The organism is Klebsiella sp. K5-306 (assembly GCF_051835185.1).
Lineage (GTDB): Bacteria > Pseudomonadota > Gammaproteobacteria > Enterobacterales > Enterobacteriaceae > Klebsiella > Klebsiella oxytoca.
In genome coordinates, this window is record NZ_JAIFJY010000001.1 from 400,549 (window position 1) to 415,112 (window position 14,564).

Sequence of the window (14,564 nt, forward strand, 5' to 3'; positions counted from 1 at the left end):
GGGCTATTTACCCCTTATGGACAGGGCTACTGATAGAAAACCTCTTCATCGGACATCCGTTCCTCTATCTGCCTTGCGACCTTTTGCAGCGAGGCGAGATACTTTTGCGCCGCCTGGTCAATGGTCATGGCTTTGGCCATATAGACCAGGTTCAGGCAGCCGATAACCCGCTGCCGACGGCGAACGGGAACGGCAATGGAGGCGATTTTCTCCTCCTGCTGCCAGCCGCGAAAGTTTTCACCGTAGCCGTTTTGCCGGGTGCGTTCGAGAATGGAGGCCAGTTTTTCCGGCTCGCGCGCCAGCTGATACTCCGCTTCCGGGCGGGCAGCCAGCATATCGATGATCGGGCGTCGTTCGTGTTCCGGCGCGAAAGCCAGCCAGGTTAACCCGGAGGCGGTCAGCAGCAGCGGCAGGCGGCGGCCGACCATTGCCCGGTGGAAGGAGAGGCGGCTGAAGCGGTGGGTGGTTTCGCGCACCACCATCGCATCAACGTCCAGGGTGGTGATATCGGTCGGCCATAAAACCTCGCGCAGCAGCTCGCCAAGCAGCGGCGTGGCGAGGGCAGAAATCCAATGTTCGTCACGAAATCCCTCACTTAACTGACGCACTTTAATCGTCAGGCGAAAGCTGTCATCGGAGCGGCTGCGGCGCACGTAACCCTCATCCTGCAGCGTTTCCAGCAGCCGCCTGACGGTCGTACGATGCAGACCGCTAAACTCGGCCAGGGTGCTGACCGTCGCGCCTCCGTCGAATTTATTTAACAAATTTAATAACAATAATCCGCGGCTCAATCCGCGTACTGTTTTGTATTCCGCCGACGAATTCTCGTTCATGCATCCTCAATAAAAATCAGTTTAAACAATCTTGTGCACCAGGTGCACATCAGGTGATGTTTTGATTGTAGCGTAAATCGCCAACCCTATACTGACCTCACAATAAAAATAAATTCACATTTAGTTAACAAATTGCCTCGCTGACATTAGTGCAGTGGCGGCAATTTGTCCGAAGCGTGAGGTTTTGAAAATGACAACATCCAATCCTGATATCCAGCCCGCCGTACAGCACAGCGCGCAGGTCGCGATTGCCGGCGCCGGCCCGGTTGGCCTGACGATCGCCAACTACCTCGGGCAGATGGGCGTCAGCGTGGTGCTGATCGAGAAGCTCGAGTCGCTGATCGATTATCCCCGCGCCATCGGTATCGACGATGAGGCGCTGCGGGCGATGCAGGCCGTGGGGCTGGTAGATAACGTGCTGCCGCATACCACGCCGTGGCACGCGATGCGCTTTCTCACCCCCAAAGGGCGCTGCTTTGCCGATATTCAGCCGATGACCGACGAGTTTGGCTGGTCGCGCCGTAACGCGTTTATTCAACCGCAGGTCGATGCCGTGCTGTACGACGGACTCAGCCGCTTTCCCCACGTGCGCTGCCTGTTTTCCCGCGAAGTTGAAGCCTTTAGCCAGAATAGTGACGGTGTCACGTTAAATGTTAAAGGCAGCGGCGGCGAGCGGGAAACCGTTCGCGCCGACTGGCTGGTGGCCTGCGACGGCGGAGCCAGCTTTATTCGCCGCACGCTGAATATTCCTTTTGAAGGGAAAACCGCGCCGAATCAATGGATTGTTATCGATATTGCCAACGATCCGCTGGCGACGCCGCATGTCTATCTGTGCTGCGACCCGGTGCGCCCGTACGTCTCCGCCGCGCTACCGCACGGCGTCAGGCGTTTCGAATTTATGGTCATGCCCGGCGAAACCGAAGCCCAGCTCAGCGAGCCGCACAAGATGCGCCAGCTATTGAGCAAAGTGCTGCCGGACCCGGATAACGTCGAACTGATTCGCCAGCGCGTCTATACCCATAACGCACGCATCGCCGAACGCTTTCGCGTCGATCGCGTGCTGCTGGCGGGCGACGCGGCGCACATCATGCCGGTCTGGCAGGGACAGGGTTACAACAGCGGTATGCGCGATGCTTTTAACCTGGCCTGGAAACTGGCGCTGGTGGTGAACGGCAAAGCCGGAGAGGCGCTGCTGGACAGCTACCAGCAGGAGCGGCGCGATCACGCCAAAGCGATGATCGACCTGTCGGTCACCGCCGGCAACGTCCTGGCGCCGCCGAAACGCTGGCACGGCGCGGTGCGCGACGGAATTTCGTGGCTGCTGAATTATCTGCCGCCGGTCAAACGCTACTTCCTTGAAATGCGTTTCAAGCCGATGCCGCAGTATCGCGACGGCGCGCTGCTGGCGGAAGGCGAAGGCAAAACGTCTCCGGTTGGCAAAATGTTTATCCAGCCGAAGGTCACGCTGGAAACGGGGCAGGTGACGCTGCTCGATGAGGTGATAGGCGCCAGGTTCGCCATTATCGCCTGGGGCTGCAATCCCCGGTGGGGGCTCACCGACGAGCAGATTGCGCGCTGGCGCGCGGTCGGGGTGCAGTTCATCCAGGTCGTGCCGGAAGTACAGATTCATTGCGATCAGGACAACGTGCCCGGCGTTATCCGCGTGGGCGATACGCAAAACCGCCTGAAAAACTGGTTCGCGCAGCACGATACCGCCATCGCCGTGGTGCGTCCGGATCGCTTCGTCGCGACCGTGGCTATCCCGCAAACCCTCGGCAAAAAGCTCAACGCGCTGGCGAGCAAGATGCAGCTGGCCTCCGCGCAAGCGCCAACCGTGATTGAACAGGTGGCCTGATATGAACGCTTATCTTCATTGCCTCTCGCATACGCCGCTGGTGGGTTACGTTGACCCGGAACAGGCGGTGCTGGACGAAGTTAACGGCACCATTGCCGACGCGCGGGCGCGTATTGCCGCTTTCGATCCGGAGCTGGTGGTGCTGTTTGCCCCCGATCACTACAACGGCTTTTTCTACGATGTGATGCCGCCGTTCTGTTTAGGCATCGGCGCAACTTCTATCGGCGATTTCAGCAGCGCCAGCGGCGTTCTGCCGGTGCCGACGGCGCTGGCGGAGGCCTGCGCCCACGCGGTGATGAAGGAGGGCATCGATCTGGCGGTCTCCTACTGCATGCAGGTGGATCACGGCTTCGCGCAACCGCTGGAGTTCCTGCTCGGCGGGCTGGATACGCTGCCGGTTCTGCCGGTGTTTATCAACGGCGTCGCGTCGCCGCTGCCGGGCTTTCAGCGTACCCGCATGCTGGGCGAAGCCATCGGCCGCTTTCTGACCACCCTCAATAAACGGGTATTAATCCTCGGCTCCGGCGGCCTGTCGCATCAGCCGCCGGTACCGGAGCTGGCGAAGGCCGATGCCCATATGCGCGACCGGCTGCTGGGCAGCGGCAGGCAGCTGCCGCCGGACGAACGGGAACTGCGCCAGCAGCGCGTGATTAGCGCGGCGAAGCAGTTTATCGAGGATCAGCACTCGCTCTATCCGCTCAATCCGGTCTGGGATACCCGCTTCATGAGCCTGCTGGAGCAGGGGCGGCTGGCGGAGCTGGACGCCGTCAGTAACGAAGAGCTTTCGGCAATGGCCGGGAAATCAACGCACGAAATTAAAACCTGGGTGGCCGCCTTTGCCGCGCTATCCGCATTTGGCCGCTGGCGCTGCGAAGGTCGCTATTACCGACCAATCCCCGAGTGGATTGCCGGGTTTGGCTCGCTGAGCGCCACAGTGCAGAACTGAATTAACGGGAGAATATGATGAGCTACCAACCGCAAACCGAAGCCGCCACCAGCCGCTTTCTCAACGTGGAAGAGGGCGGAGAAACATTACGCATCCATTTTAATGACTGCGGCCAGGGTGACGAAACCGTGGTGATGCTGCACGGCTCCGGCCCCGGAGCTACCGGCTGGGCCAACTTTAGCCGCAATATCGACCCGCTGGTGGAGGCGGGCTATCGGGTCATTCTGCTGGACTGCCCCGGTTGGGGGAAAAGCGATGCTATCGTCAATCGCGGCTCCCGCTCCGACCTGAACGCCCGGGTGCTGAAAAGCGTCATTGATCAGCTGGATATCAGCAATGTGCATTTGCTGGGCAACTCGATGGGCGGACACAGCGCGGTGGCCTTTACCCTCAGCTGGCCGGAGCGCGTCGGCAAACTGGTGCTGATGGGCGGCGGAACCGGCGGCATGAGCCTGTTTACGCCGATGCCGACGGAAGGCATCAAGCTGCTGAACGGCCTGTATCGCGAACCGACCATCGAAAACCTGAAAAAGATGATGAACATCTTTGTTTTCGATACCCGCGATCTGACTGACGCCCTGTTCGACGCGCGTCTCAACAACATGCTATCGCGCCGGGAGCATCTGGATAATTTCGTCAAAAGTCTCGAAGCCAACCCGAAGCAGTTCCCGGACTTTAGCCCGCGTCTCGGCGAAATCCGCGCGCAGACCCTGATCGTCTGGGGGCGTAACGATCGCTTCGTGCCGATGGACGCCGGGCTGCGCCTGCTGGCGGGCATTAACGGTTCCGAACTGCATATCTATCGCGACTGCGGCCACTGGGCGCAGTGGGAGCACGCGGAGAGTTTTAACCAGCTGGTGCTCGATTTTCTGGCACGTGCCTGAGGAAGCAGAATGACAACTTTATCTCTTGAACACCTGGCGCAACGGTTGCTTGAGGCGGAAAGTCGCGGCCGGGCGATTGAACCGCTGCGAGCTCTCCTCGGCGTCGACAACGCCGAAGCGGCCTATGCTATCCAGCGGATGAACGTGCAGCACCACGTGGCGAACGGCCGCCGGGTGGTGGGACGCAAGGTGGGATTGACCCATCCTAAAGTGCAGCAGCAGCTGGGCGTTGACCAGCCGGACTTCGGCACCCTGTTTGCCGACATGTGCTACGGCGATAACGCCAATGTGCCGTTCTCCCGGGTGCTGCAGCCGAAGGTGGAAGCCGAAATCGCCCTGGTGCTGAAACAGGATCTGCCGCATGCCGATACCACTTTTGATGAACTGTACGCCGCCATCGACTGGGTGCTGCCGGCGCTGGAAGTGGTCGGCAGCCGTATCCGCGACTGGTCGATTGGCTTTGTCGATACGGTCGCCGATAACGCCTCCTGCGGCGTTTACGTTTTGGGCAGTCCGGCGCGGCGTCCGGATGGGCTGGATCTGAAACATTGCGTGATGCGCATGACCCGTAACGAGGAAGAGGTCTCCAGCGGGCGCGGCAGCGAATGCCTTGGCCATCCGCTGAACGCGGCGGTGTGGCTGGCGCGCAAAATGGCCAGCCTCGGCGAGCCGCTGCGGGCGGGCGATATCGTGCTCACCGGAGCGTTAGGCCCGATGGTGGCGATTACCGCCGGCGATCGTTTTATCGCCCATATCGACGGTTTAGGTTCAGTGGCGGCGACCTTTGTCGCCGAAGAGGAACAGCGTAATGAGTAAACGTAAAGTCGCCATTATCGGCTCCGGCAATATCGGCACCGATTTAATGATCAAAATTCTGCGCCACGGGCAGCACCTGGAGATGGCGGTGATGGTCGGCATCGACCCTGAGTCTGACGGCCTGGCCCGCGCCCGGCGTATGGGCATCGCCACCACCCACGAGGGCGTTGGCGGGCTGATGCAGATGGCGGAATTCGCCGATATCGATGTGGTTTTTGACGCCACCAGCGCCGGGGCGCACGTGAAAAACGACGCCGCGTTGCGGGAAGCCAAACCGGGGATCCGCGTGATCGACCTGACCCCAGCGGCCATCGGCCCGTACTGCGTGCCGGTGGTCAATCTCGAGGCCAATCTTGCCGAGGGTAACGTCAATATGGTGACCTGCGGCGGCCAGGCCACTATCCCGATGGTGGCGGCGGTATCCAGAGTGGCAAAAGTGCACTATGCGGAGATCGTCGCCTCGATTGCCAGCAAATCTGCCGGACCGGGGACGCGCGCTAACATTGATGAATTTACCGAAACCACCTCGCAGGCCATTGAGAAAGTGGGCGGCGCGGCGAAAGGCAAAGCGATTATCGTGCTGAATCCGGCGGAGCCGCCGCTGATGATGCGCGATACCGTTTATGTCCTGAGCGAAGCGGCATCGCAGCAGGCGGTTGCCGCGTCGATCGCCGAGATGGCGGCGGCGGTGCAGGCCTATGTGCCGGGATATCGCCTGAAGCAGCAGGTGCAGTTTGAGGTCATCCCGGAAGATAAACCGGTGAATCTGCCGGGCGTCGGCCGCTTCTCCGGCCTGAAAACGGCGGTTTACCTCGAGGTCGAAGGGGCGGCGCACTATCTGCCCGCTTACGCGGGTAACCTCGATATTATGACGTCGGCGGCGCTGGCGACGGCGGAAAAAATGGCCCAGGCGCTGAATGACGCGACGGGAGAAGCAGCATGAACGGCAAAAAACTCTATATCTCCGACGTGACTCTGCGCGACGGGATGCACGCGATTCGCCATCAATACTCACTCGACAATGTACGCCAGATTGCCCGGGCGCTGGATAGCGCGGGAGTGGATTCAATCGAAGTAGCCCACGGCGACGGCCTGCAGGGTTCCAGCTTTAACTACGGCTTCGGCGCGCACAGCGACCTGCAGTGGATTGAAGCGGCGGCGGAGTCGGTCAGCCAGGCGAAGATCGCGACTTTACTGCTTCCCGGCATCGGTACCCTGCATGACCTGAAAAATGCGTATCAGGCAGGCGCGCGGGTTGTGCGCGTGGCCACCCACTGCACCGAGGCGGATGTTTCCGCGCAGCATATCGCCTTCGCCCGCGAGCTGGGCATGGACACCGTCGGCTTCCTGATGATGAGCCATATGACCACTCCGGAGCAGCTGGCGCAGCAGGCGCTGAAAATGGAATCCTACGGCGCGACCTGTATCTACGTTGTCGATTCCGGCGGGGCGATGAATATGCGCGATATTCGCGATCGTTTCCGCGCCCTCAAATCGGTGCTGAAGCCGGAAACCGCCACCGGGATGCACGCACACCATAACCTGAGCCTCGGCGTCGCCAACTCCATCGCCGCGGTGGAAGAGGGCTGCGACCGCATCGACGCCAGCCTGGCGGGGATGGGCGCCGGTGCGGGCAACGCGCCGCTGGAGGTGTTTATCGCCGCCGCCGATAAGCTCAGCTGGAATCATGGCACCGATCTGTATGCCCTGATGAACGCCGCCGATGAGCTGGTGCGCCCGCTGCAGGATCGCCCTGTGCGGGTTGACCGCGAAACGCTGGCGCTGGGCTATGCCGGGGTTTACTCCAGCTTTCTGCGCCACAGCGAAGTGGCCGCCGAGCGCTACGGCCTGAGCGCGGTGGATATCCTCGTCGAACTGGGCAAACGGCGGATGGTGGGCGGTCAGGAGGATATGATCGTCGACGTCGCGCTGGACCTGCTCAATCGTCATCAATAAAAGCAACGCGCGGCTGGCAACGTATCAGCCGCCATTTACCTGCTCCGCTTGTCCGGATATCGCAAAGGTACCCTATGACCCAAACAACGACTGCAAGCAATTCGCGCCTGATGTTAACCGTCGGGCTCTGTTTTATGGTGGCCCTGATGGAAGGGCTGGATCTCCAGGCGGCGGGCATCGCCGCCGTCGGCATGGCGCAGGCGTTCGCGCTGGATAAAATGCAGATGGGCTGGATTTTCAGCGCCGGGATCCTCGGCCTGCTGCCCGGCGTGCTGGTGGGCGGCATGCTGGCGGATCGCTACGGCCGCAAGCGAATTCTGCTCGGCTCGGTGCTGCTCTTCGGCCTGTTCTCAATCGCCACCGCGCTGGCATGGAATTATCCGACGCTGCTGCTGGCGCGCCTGTTAACCGGCGTCGGGCTTGGCGCGGCGCTGCCGAATCTGATTGCTTTAACCTCCGAGGCTGCGGGTCCTCGTTTTCGCGGCAGGGCGGTCAGCCTGATGTACTGCGGCGTGCCCATCGGCGCGGCGCTGGCGGCGGCGCTGGGCTTTTTCGGCCTTGCCGCGGCCTGGCAAACGGTGTTCTGGGTCGGCGGTATCGTTCCGCTGCTGCTGGTGCCATTATTGATGCGCTGGCTGCCGGAATCGCAGGCGTTTCGGCGCAGCGCACAGGGTGTGCCGCTACGCACGCTCCTTGCGCCGGGCAACGCCGCCGTTACTCTGCTCCTGTGGTTGTGCTATTTCTTTACGCTGCTGGTGGTCTATATGTTGATCAACTGGCTGCCGATGCTGTTAGTTGGCCAGGGATTCAGCCCCAGCGAGGCGGCGGGGGTGATGTTTGTCCTGCAGTTCGGCGCCGCCTGCGGGACGTTGCTGCTGGGGGCGCTGATGGATAAGCTCAGTCCGCTATGGATGTCGCTGCTAATTTATATCGGCATGCTGGCGTCGCTGCTGGCCCTGGGAACCGCGTCCTCGCTGACCGCAATGCTCTTCTCCGGCTTTGTCGCCGGCCTGTTTGCCACCGGCGGCCAGAGCGTGCTGTATGCGCTGGCTCCGCTGTTCTATCGCACCGAAATCCGCGCCACGGGCGTGGGAACGGCGGTGGCGATTGGCCGTCTCGGCGCGATGAGCGGTCCGCTGCTGGCTGGCAAAATGCTGGCGCTGGGCACCGGCACCGTCGGGGTGATGGCGGCGTCCGCCCCCGGCATTCTGCTGGCGGGCGTGGCGGTGTTCTGGCTGATGAGCCGACAAAAGCGCGCCGCGCTGGCCTGAGCATTTTCGTTTATTCCCGGGGACGGCGCGGTAAACCCGCGCCTTGCCCGGGCTACCGGCCCGCAGCAGTTTGTTGCTTGTAGCCCGGCTAAGCGCAGCGCGAGCCGGGGCGCTGTCCTTCGCCTTGCGCATCTCTCTACTTTGGCATAGGTTAAATCATCATCCATTGATTCTTCCGGGCATCATGTCTTTTACCTCCCGCTTACTGAGCACTATCCCCGGCATCCGGTATGCCTTTCTCGACGTCCATGAAACCGCCGCCTTTCCCTATAGCGAAATGGCGCCGGTTAAACTGGTTCACAGCAACATCGTGCATGAGTATCTGGCGCCGCAGGCGGAGCGACCCCATGCCGATGCGATGTTTACCGCCGTCAGCGGACAAAAGATAGGGGTAGTGACCGCCGACTGTCTGCCGCTGCTGATGGCGTCGCGCGATGGGCGCTATATTTGTAGCGTCCACGCAGGCTGGCGCGGCGCGGCCAGCGGAATTATTGAAAATAGCCTGGCGTTGTTTCAGCGTTATCACGTCGCCCCGCAAGATCTGGTGGTGGTGAGCGGGCCGCATATTCACGCCTGCTGCTACGAAGTCACCGCCGACTTCTATCAGGCTCTGCTGGCAATGCCCGCAGGCGAGCTGGCAAAGCGCCATCGGGAGCAGCTCTTCCTGTCCCATCAGGCGGCGTCAGTGGGGGAGCAGGCGCAAGCGACCGCTGACGACAATGTCTGGTTCGATCTGCGGGCCTTTGCCCATCTCCTGCTGCGCAGCGCGGGGTTGCCGGAAGAAAACATGGAGTGGCTGGGGAGCTGTACCTACTGCACGCCGCAGCTGCTGGGGTCGTTTCGTCGGCGCACGCATTTCCCGGCGCCGAAGTCATTTCAGTACTCATGGATCATGCGCGAACCTGATAGTGCGGGCCGATGAGACGAAATGATATTTGATGATGTGTAACATCGGCGGGCGTTTGCTATCTCTGCACTCCTTCAAACAAGGAGGATTGCAAAATGAAATTGAACCCGTTCGCTTTAACTCTTGCGCCGCTGCTGGCCGCCGGCGCGTTTTCTGCTCATGCCGGCCCGCAGGCCCACGTGGTCTGCGCTTATCACCATACGTTGGGCGATGACGCCATTATGATGTTCGGCAAACCGAATCAGGCTATGTGGCATGATTTTTTTGGCAACACCCATACTGACGCAGTGTCGACCTATCAGACGCTGCGCGACCAGCCGGAAACCACCTGCGATAACAAAGCCGACAGCTCCGCCTACTGGGCGCCATCGCTGAAGCTGCCGGACGGTCAGGTGGTCGCGCCGGCCTATCAAAAAACCTACTACCAGACCAGCAAAGTCGAACAGCATCCGCTGCATCCGTTCCCGGCCGGTCTCGAACTGCTGGCGGGCGATCATCACGGTTCTGCTCCCAGTTCGCGCATTACCTTTCTCTGCGCCAACGGCAATGGCTATACCAATAAGGCCGATCAGATTTGCGGGCTGCGCAAAGCGGGGGATGCGGTACAGTTTAATATCGGTATCCAGTTCCCCAACTGCTGGGATGGCGTCAACCTGAAACCGACGCACGGCCACAGTAACGCGACATACGACGTCAATGGCGCCTGTCCAGGCGATTACCCGGTGAAAATTCCGACCGTAAACATGAACGTGGCATATGTTCTGCCGCAGATAAAAACGCTGGATACGGCAAAAATTCAGCTTTCAATGGATCCGGTCATGGACGGCGACAAGCGTCAAGAGCGCTGGGGCAGCATCTATACGGCGCACGCGGATTTCATGAACGGCTGGACGGTTGAGGCAGCGCACTATATGACCGAGCGCTGCATGAATAAGGGGATCGACTGCGGTAGCGCGGTGCCTTATGGCTTCTCCACGGTAGAGGAGAACGCGCTGGTGGACAGCACCGAGCCGACGGTGACCCATGCCGCTCCGGAAAATCTGGTGGTCAGCGATAACTGGAAAAACGGCGGGCGCACGCATAACCCGGAAACCATGACGCTGGTGAAATTCCCGATCCCGCCGCTGCCGCAGGGTCAGGACGCTTCGCTGTTTAAATATCAGTTGCGGATCTACGGTGGAAAAGTGGAAACCAACGGCGCGGATCAGATTTTCCTCTATCCGGCGAGCAACGACTGGAGCGCAAACAGCGTGACCTGGAATCATCGTCCGTCCTGCAACTACAGCTCTGATGGGGTTTTGTATCTTAATTCAAAGCGTGAATACCGGACGATCGATGTTGATAAAGCGGTGCGCAAGGCGCTGGCTGAGGGCAAAACCGAGATCTCGTGGTATATCGGCGGAGACCGTCAGGGCAACCGCTATCATTTCGATCCCGCGGGGTCGCAGCAGGAGCCGATGCTGATGCTGATGGGTTTTAAAAATACGCCGGAGACCTGATCGTGGCTATACCCCGGGAGCAGAGTGCAGTGCGGCATAATCTCCCGGAGGCGATGCTGCGCATCTGTCCGGGCTACAGGATGGCAGATGGCGGTGAACCTGTAGCCCGGGCAGGCGCTTAGCGCCGCCCCCGGGAGCAGAGAACAGTGCGGCATAATTTCCCGGAGGCGATGCTGCGCATCTGTCCGGGCTACGGGATGGCAGATGGCAGTAAACCTGTAGCCCGGGCAGGCGCTTTGCGCCGCCCCCGGGAGCAGAGTACAGGGGCCCGTAGCCCCGCTAAGCGCAGCGCGAGCGGGGGAAATCACAATACCGTAAACCCGTGCGTACCATCGCGCGCCAGCTGTTCAACCAGGCCGAACTCCCAGTCGAGGTAGGCCTGCATTGCCGCCGGGGAGTTATCGGTACCTTCATATGGGCGCTGATAGCGATCGCTGCGCGGCGTCGCCAGATGCGTCTCGCCATGCTCCAACGCCAGTCCGGCATCAATCCACGCCAGGGTGCCGCCGCTCAGCAGCTGCACCGGTTTACCGGTTAAAGCCGCTACCTCCGGCACTGCGTAGCGGGCCAGCAGGCTGCTGCCGCAGGTGACAACGTAACGTTCTCCTTGCGGTATCACCTCCAGCGCCTGGCGCAGCTGCGAACGAACCAGCCAGTAAGCGCCCGGGATATGCCGGGCGACATAGTTGGCGCTGGTGGTGAAGTCCAGCACCACGGTGCCGGGTACCCGCAGCTGTTCCGCTAACTGCTGTGGCGAAATCTCCTCCGCCTGCGGCCCCGGCGGTACTTTGGCCGCGGGGGTACCGCGCTCGCTAAAGTCTTCAGGGCGCGCATCATTTAACACCGCCACTTCCCACCCCATCTGCGCCAGCCAGGACGCCGTTATCGGCGCGCGTATCGCGTCATCGGCAATCAGCACAATCCGCGCTCCGCGCACGCTGGCGAAATGGTCGGTTTCCTGCACCAGCTGCCCGCCGGGCGCGCTAACGCTCAGCGGCAGATGGCCTGCGGCGTACTCCTCCGGGCTGCGAACGTCAAACAGGTAAGTCGTACGCGCGGGCTGCCGCAGCCAGCGCTGAAGGGTTGCGGTGTCTATAAAGGCGACGCCGGCGCGCTCCGCCAGCTGTCTCACCGCCGTCGCGCGTTCGACTGAGGCGCGAAAATCGGCATCGTAGCGGCGCTGCTGGCCGCGCTCAAGGTCAAGCCCGGCTAAGGTCCAGCCGATGGTGCCGTTGCGCAGCGCGTAGACCGGATTGGGCAAACCGGCGTTGCGCAGCGACTGCGTGCCGATAATACTGCGCGTGCGCCCCGCGCAGTTGACGATCACCGTCGCCTGCGGTGACGGAATCAGGCCCTCGATGCGCAGCGCCAGCTCCCCGCCGGGCACGCTGATGCTGCCGGGAATATTCATGGTGTGATACTCATCGAAACGGCGCGCGTCGACGACCACCACCTCCTGTTGACCCTCGAGCAGCGCCTTCACTTCCCCGGCGCTCAGCGAGGGGGTATGCCGCTCGCTCTCTACCAGCTCGCCGAACGCTTTACTCGGCGAATTCACGTCCTGAAACAGCTCCCCGCCGCTGCGTTGCCACCCCGAGAGGCCGCCTTCCAGCAGCGCGACATCCTGATAACCCCAGCTCTGCAGGCGCTCGACGGCCCGCTCCGCCAGACCTTCGCCGCCGTCATAGACGGTAATCGGCGTCGTCAGGCGCGGCACGCGTCGAAAAACATCCAGCTCCAGTTTGCTGAGCGGCAGATTAGCGGCAAACAGCGGATGGCTGCGGGCAAAGTCGGCCTCTTCGCGAACATCGATCAGCGCCAGCTCCGCGCCGTCAAGCAGCGCCTGGCGCAGCTGAGCGGTCGGGCGATAAGAACAGATGGGCATATTAATTATCCTTTGAGAGATCCCAGATATTGGGCAAGTGGCGATTGGAGTAACCGGAGACAAAAGGTTTGACGAGGCCTTCCGGGGTATAGACCGCGCGCCTGACGCCGCCGATATTGCCGCCGTAAACGTGAATACTGATCGAGACGCTATCCGCGAGGGCGTTGCTCACCCGGTGAATATCGCCATCGCGGGAAGAGACTTTTTCTACTTCACCAGGGGAGAGGCGTTCGGCAACGCCGCTGACCACCGGCTGGCCGCGCTCGTCCAGGCGGTAGCGCTGATTCTCCTCCGCGCCGCGCAGCATGCCGATGGCGCCCCACACCCGATGATCGTGAATCGGCGTCGATTGCCCAGGCCCCCAGACGAAGCTGACGATGGAAAATCGCTGTCCGGAATCGGCATGCAGTAGATACTGCTGATAATGGTGGGGGTGCGGCAGGGTGTACTCTTCCGGCAGCCAGTCATCTTTTTTTACCAGCGTGGCCAGGCGCTGAGCCACGGCGTCAAGCAGGGCTGGCTCATCGGCAAATTCGCGATGCAGGGCATCAAGGTCCTGAATAAACTGGCGTAATTTTTCCACTCGCGGTGCGGTCATGGTCGCTTCCTGTTGTCGGGACTGGTCTTTACGCTAGCAAAGGCGTTAATATAATTAAAATGCAATTTCCGCATATATTAATATGCAAAAATCACATTAAGGACGCTATGCGCATCGACGACATTGACGCACTGCTGGCCACCGTGCAGTTCTCCTCGCTTAATCAGGCCGCGGAATATCTCGGTATTACCCAATCGGCGATAACCCGCCGACTTCAGCGACTGGAGCAAACCCTCAACGTGACGCTGCTTGAGCGTCAGACCCGGCCGCTCACCCTGACCGCCGCCGGGCACCGGGTTTACGAGCAGTGCCTGAGCATCAAGCGGGAGACCAAAAAGCTGTACGGCCTGCTCGACCCCGAGGCCGAGCCGCACGGCATCCTGCGTCTCGGGGTTCCGCAGAGCGTGGCGGAAATTGCGCTGCAGCCGGCGCTGACCGCGCTGCGCCAGCAGTTTCCCGCCCTGAGACCGCAGGTGACCTGCGGCTGGAGCGGGCTGCTGCAAAAGCGCCTTGAAAGCGTCGAGCTGGACGGCGTGCTGGCGATGGGGCCGGAACAGCAACGCTTTGCTGAGGGCTACGGCGGGCGCTTGCTGTGCCCGCTGGATATTGCGGTGATTGCGGCCAAAAGCTGGCGTCTTCACGCCGGGGCGCTGCGCGACTGCGCGGAAAAAGGCTGGGTGCTTAATCCCGACGGCTGCGGCCTGCGGGCCGGGCTGATTCGCGAGCTGCAGTCCCAGGGGCTGCGTCTGGCGCTGAATGTTGAGACCGCCGGCGCTCAGCTGCAAATCAGCCTCGTGGCGCAAGGGCTGGGGCTTGGCCTGGTCCCGCGCGCCGCGCTGGCCGCCAGCCCGTGGCGCGATGAGGTGACAATATTGACGCTGGCGGATTTCCAGCCCGAGGTGCATCTGTGGCTGGTTCACGCGCAGAATCTGGCTAATCTGAGCCAGCCGCTGACTTTTTTCGCCGGCAAAGTCGTTCAGCAGCTAAACGTATCTGGCTGAAACGTATATATAATTTTTATAAATGCTTATCTCGCATATTAAGATATGATAAAAATGCATTTTGTTCATTAAGAGCCCGTGTATAGGGTAATGAAAACGCGCCGCCGCGGCGG

At 61.1% G+C, this 14,564-nt stretch carries 13 protein-coding genes; 10 read left to right on the forward strand and 3 right to left on the reverse strand.

Annotation, left to right across the window (positions count from 1 at the left end):
- Positions 1 to 26: 26 nt before the first annotated feature.
- On the reverse strand, positions 27 to 833 hold the full coding sequence (locus K2184_RS01915; RefSeq protein ID WP_163525719.1) for a DNA-binding transcriptional regulator: 807 nt from the start codon (positions 831 to 833) through the stop codon (positions 27 to 29).
- 190 nt (positions 834 to 1,023) lie between these two features.
- Here K2184_RS01915 and K2184_RS01920 point away from each other — a divergent pair, with 190 nt between their 5' ends.
- The 9 genes from K2184_RS01920 to K2184_RS01960 all read left to right on the forward strand — a co-directional run bounded on the left by K2184_RS01920 (position 1,024) and on the right by K2184_RS01960 (position 10,967).
- Positions 1,024 to 2,688: a bifunctional 3-(3-hydroxy-phenyl)propionate/3-hydroxycinnamic acid hydroxylase gene (locus tag K2184_RS01920; RefSeq protein WP_023321165.1), complete on the forward strand. Its 1,665-nt coding sequence runs from the start codon at positions 1,024 to 1,026 to the stop codon at positions 2,686 to 2,688.
- A gap of 1 nt (position 2,689) precedes the next feature.
- On the forward strand, positions 2,690 to 3,634 hold the full coding sequence (mhpB, locus tag K2184_RS01925; RefSeq protein WP_004102884.1) for a 2,3-dihydroxyphenylpropionate/2,3-dihydroxicinnamic acid 1,2-dioxygenase: 945 nt from the start codon (positions 2,690 to 2,692) through the stop codon (positions 3,632 to 3,634).
- A 17-nt stretch (positions 3,635 to 3,651) separates the two neighbouring features.
- The gene (gene mhpC / locus K2184_RS01930; RefSeq protein WP_004113570.1) at positions 3,652 to 4,518 is read left to right on the forward strand and encodes a 2-hydroxy-6-oxonona-2,4-dienedioate hydrolase; all 867 of its coding nucleotides are present in this window, start codon (positions 3,652 to 3,654) and stop codon (positions 4,516 to 4,518) included.
- Between the two features lie 9 nt (positions 4,519 to 4,527).
- Complete coding sequence (gene mhpD / locus K2184_RS01935; RefSeq protein WP_163525718.1) at positions 4,528 to 5,334, forward strand: 2-keto-4-pentenoate hydratase; 807 nt, start codon at positions 4,528 to 4,530, stop codon at positions 5,332 to 5,334.
- Entirely contained in the window at positions 5,327 to 6,277 is a 951-nt protein-coding gene (mhpF, locus tag K2184_RS01940) for an acetaldehyde dehydrogenase (protein ID WP_004113566.1), read from the forward strand. The genes mhpD and mhpF overlap by 8 nt, the downstream gene beginning before the upstream one ends.
- Entirely contained in the window at positions 6,274 to 7,290 is a 1,017-nt protein-coding gene (gene mhpE, locus K2184_RS01945) for a 4-hydroxy-2-oxovalerate aldolase (RefSeq protein ID WP_004113563.1), read from the forward strand. Before mhpF ends, mhpE begins: the two co-directional genes overlap by 4 nt.
- A 74-nt stretch (positions 7,291 to 7,364) precedes the next feature.
- Complete coding sequence (gene mhpT / locus K2184_RS01950) at positions 7,365 to 8,561, forward strand: 3-(3-hydroxy-phenyl)propionate transporter MhpT (protein WP_439237696.1); 1,197 nt, start codon at positions 7,365 to 7,367, stop codon at positions 8,559 to 8,561.
- A 184-nt stretch (positions 8,562 to 8,745) separates the two neighbouring features.
- Positions 8,746 to 9,483: a polyphenol oxidase family protein gene (locus tag K2184_RS01955; protein ID WP_049128009.1), complete on the forward strand. Its 738-nt coding sequence runs from the start codon at positions 8,746 to 8,748 to the stop codon at positions 9,481 to 9,483.
- 80 nt (positions 9,484 to 9,563) lie between these two features.
- Positions 9,564 to 10,967: a CBM96 family carbohydrate-binding protein gene (locus K2184_RS01960; protein ID WP_017145709.1), complete on the forward strand. Its 1,404-nt coding sequence runs from the start codon at positions 9,564 to 9,566 to the stop codon at positions 10,965 to 10,967.
- A 304-nt stretch (positions 10,968 to 11,271) separates the two neighbouring features.
- On the opposite strand, the gene K2184_RS01965 is transcribed toward K2184_RS01960, so the two are convergent.
- Positions 11,272 to 12,852, reverse strand: coding sequence for a rhodanese homology domain-containing protein (locus K2184_RS01965; RefSeq protein WP_017145710.1), 1,581 nt, complete (start codon positions 12,850 to 12,852; stop codon positions 11,272 to 11,274).
- 1 nt (position 12,853) lies between these two features.
- On the reverse strand, positions 12,854 to 13,450 hold the full coding sequence (locus tag K2184_RS01970; RefSeq protein ID WP_004102858.1) for a cysteine dioxygenase: 597 nt from the start codon (positions 13,448 to 13,450) through the stop codon (positions 12,854 to 12,856).
- Positions 13,451 to 13,557: 107 nt separating this feature from the next.
- Between K2184_RS01970 and K2184_RS01975 the strand changes: the two genes are divergently transcribed.
- Positions 13,558 to 14,451 (forward strand): LysR family transcriptional regulator, encoded by an 894-nt coding sequence (locus K2184_RS01975; protein ID WP_004102856.1) that lies wholly within the window; start codon positions 13,558 to 13,560, stop codon positions 14,449 to 14,451.
- Positions 14,452 to 14,564 lie beyond the last annotated feature (113 nt).

What these genes read in the sequence shown, in the direction of transcription:
- K2184_RS01975 (WP_004102856.1), top strand. Translation starts at nt 13,558, where the DNA reads ATGCGCATCGACGACATTGACGCACTGCTGGCCACCGTGCAGTTCTCC.
- mhpE (WP_004113563.1), top strand. Translation starts at nt 6,274, where the DNA reads ATGAACGGCAAAAAACTCTATATCTCCGACGTGACTCTGCGCGACGGG.
- K2184_RS01915 (WP_163525719.1), bottom strand. Translation starts at nt 833, where the DNA reads ATGAACGAGAATTCGTCGGCGGAATACAAAACAGTACGCGGATTGAGC.
- K2184_RS01970 (WP_004102858.1), bottom strand. Translation starts at nt 13,450, where the DNA reads ATGACCGCACCGCGAGTGGAAAAATTACGCCAGTTTATTCAGGACCTT.
- mhpF (WP_004113566.1), top strand. Translation starts at nt 5,327, where the DNA reads ATGAGTAAACGTAAAGTCGCCATTATCGGCTCCGGCAATATCGGCACC.
- K2184_RS01965 (WP_017145710.1), bottom strand. Translation starts at nt 12,852, where the DNA reads ATGCCCATCTGTTCTTATCGCCCGACCGCTCAGCTGCGCCAGGCGCTG.
- mhpB (WP_004102884.1), top strand. Translation starts at nt 2,690, where the DNA reads ATGAACGCTTATCTTCATTGCCTCTCGCATACGCCGCTGGTGGGTTAC.
- mhpD (WP_163525718.1), top strand. Translation starts at nt 4,528, where the DNA reads ATGACAACTTTATCTCTTGAACACCTGGCGCAACGGTTGCTTGAGGCG.
- mhpT (WP_439237696.1), top strand. Translation starts at nt 7,365, where the DNA reads ATGACCCAAACAACGACTGCAAGCAATTCGCGCCTGATGTTAACCGTC.
- K2184_RS01955 (WP_049128009.1), top strand. Translation starts at nt 8,746, where the DNA reads ATGTCTTTTACCTCCCGCTTACTGAGCACTATCCCCGGCATCCGGTAT.
- mhpC (WP_004113570.1), top strand. Translation starts at nt 3,652, where the DNA reads ATGAGCTACCAACCGCAAACCGAAGCCGCCACCAGCCGCTTTCTCAAC.
- K2184_RS01920 (WP_023321165.1), top strand. Translation starts at nt 1,024, where the DNA reads ATGACAACATCCAATCCTGATATCCAGCCCGCCGTACAGCACAGCGCG.
- K2184_RS01960 (WP_017145709.1), top strand. Translation starts at nt 9,564, where the DNA reads ATGAAATTGAACCCGTTCGCTTTAACTCTTGCGCCGCTGCTGGCCGCC.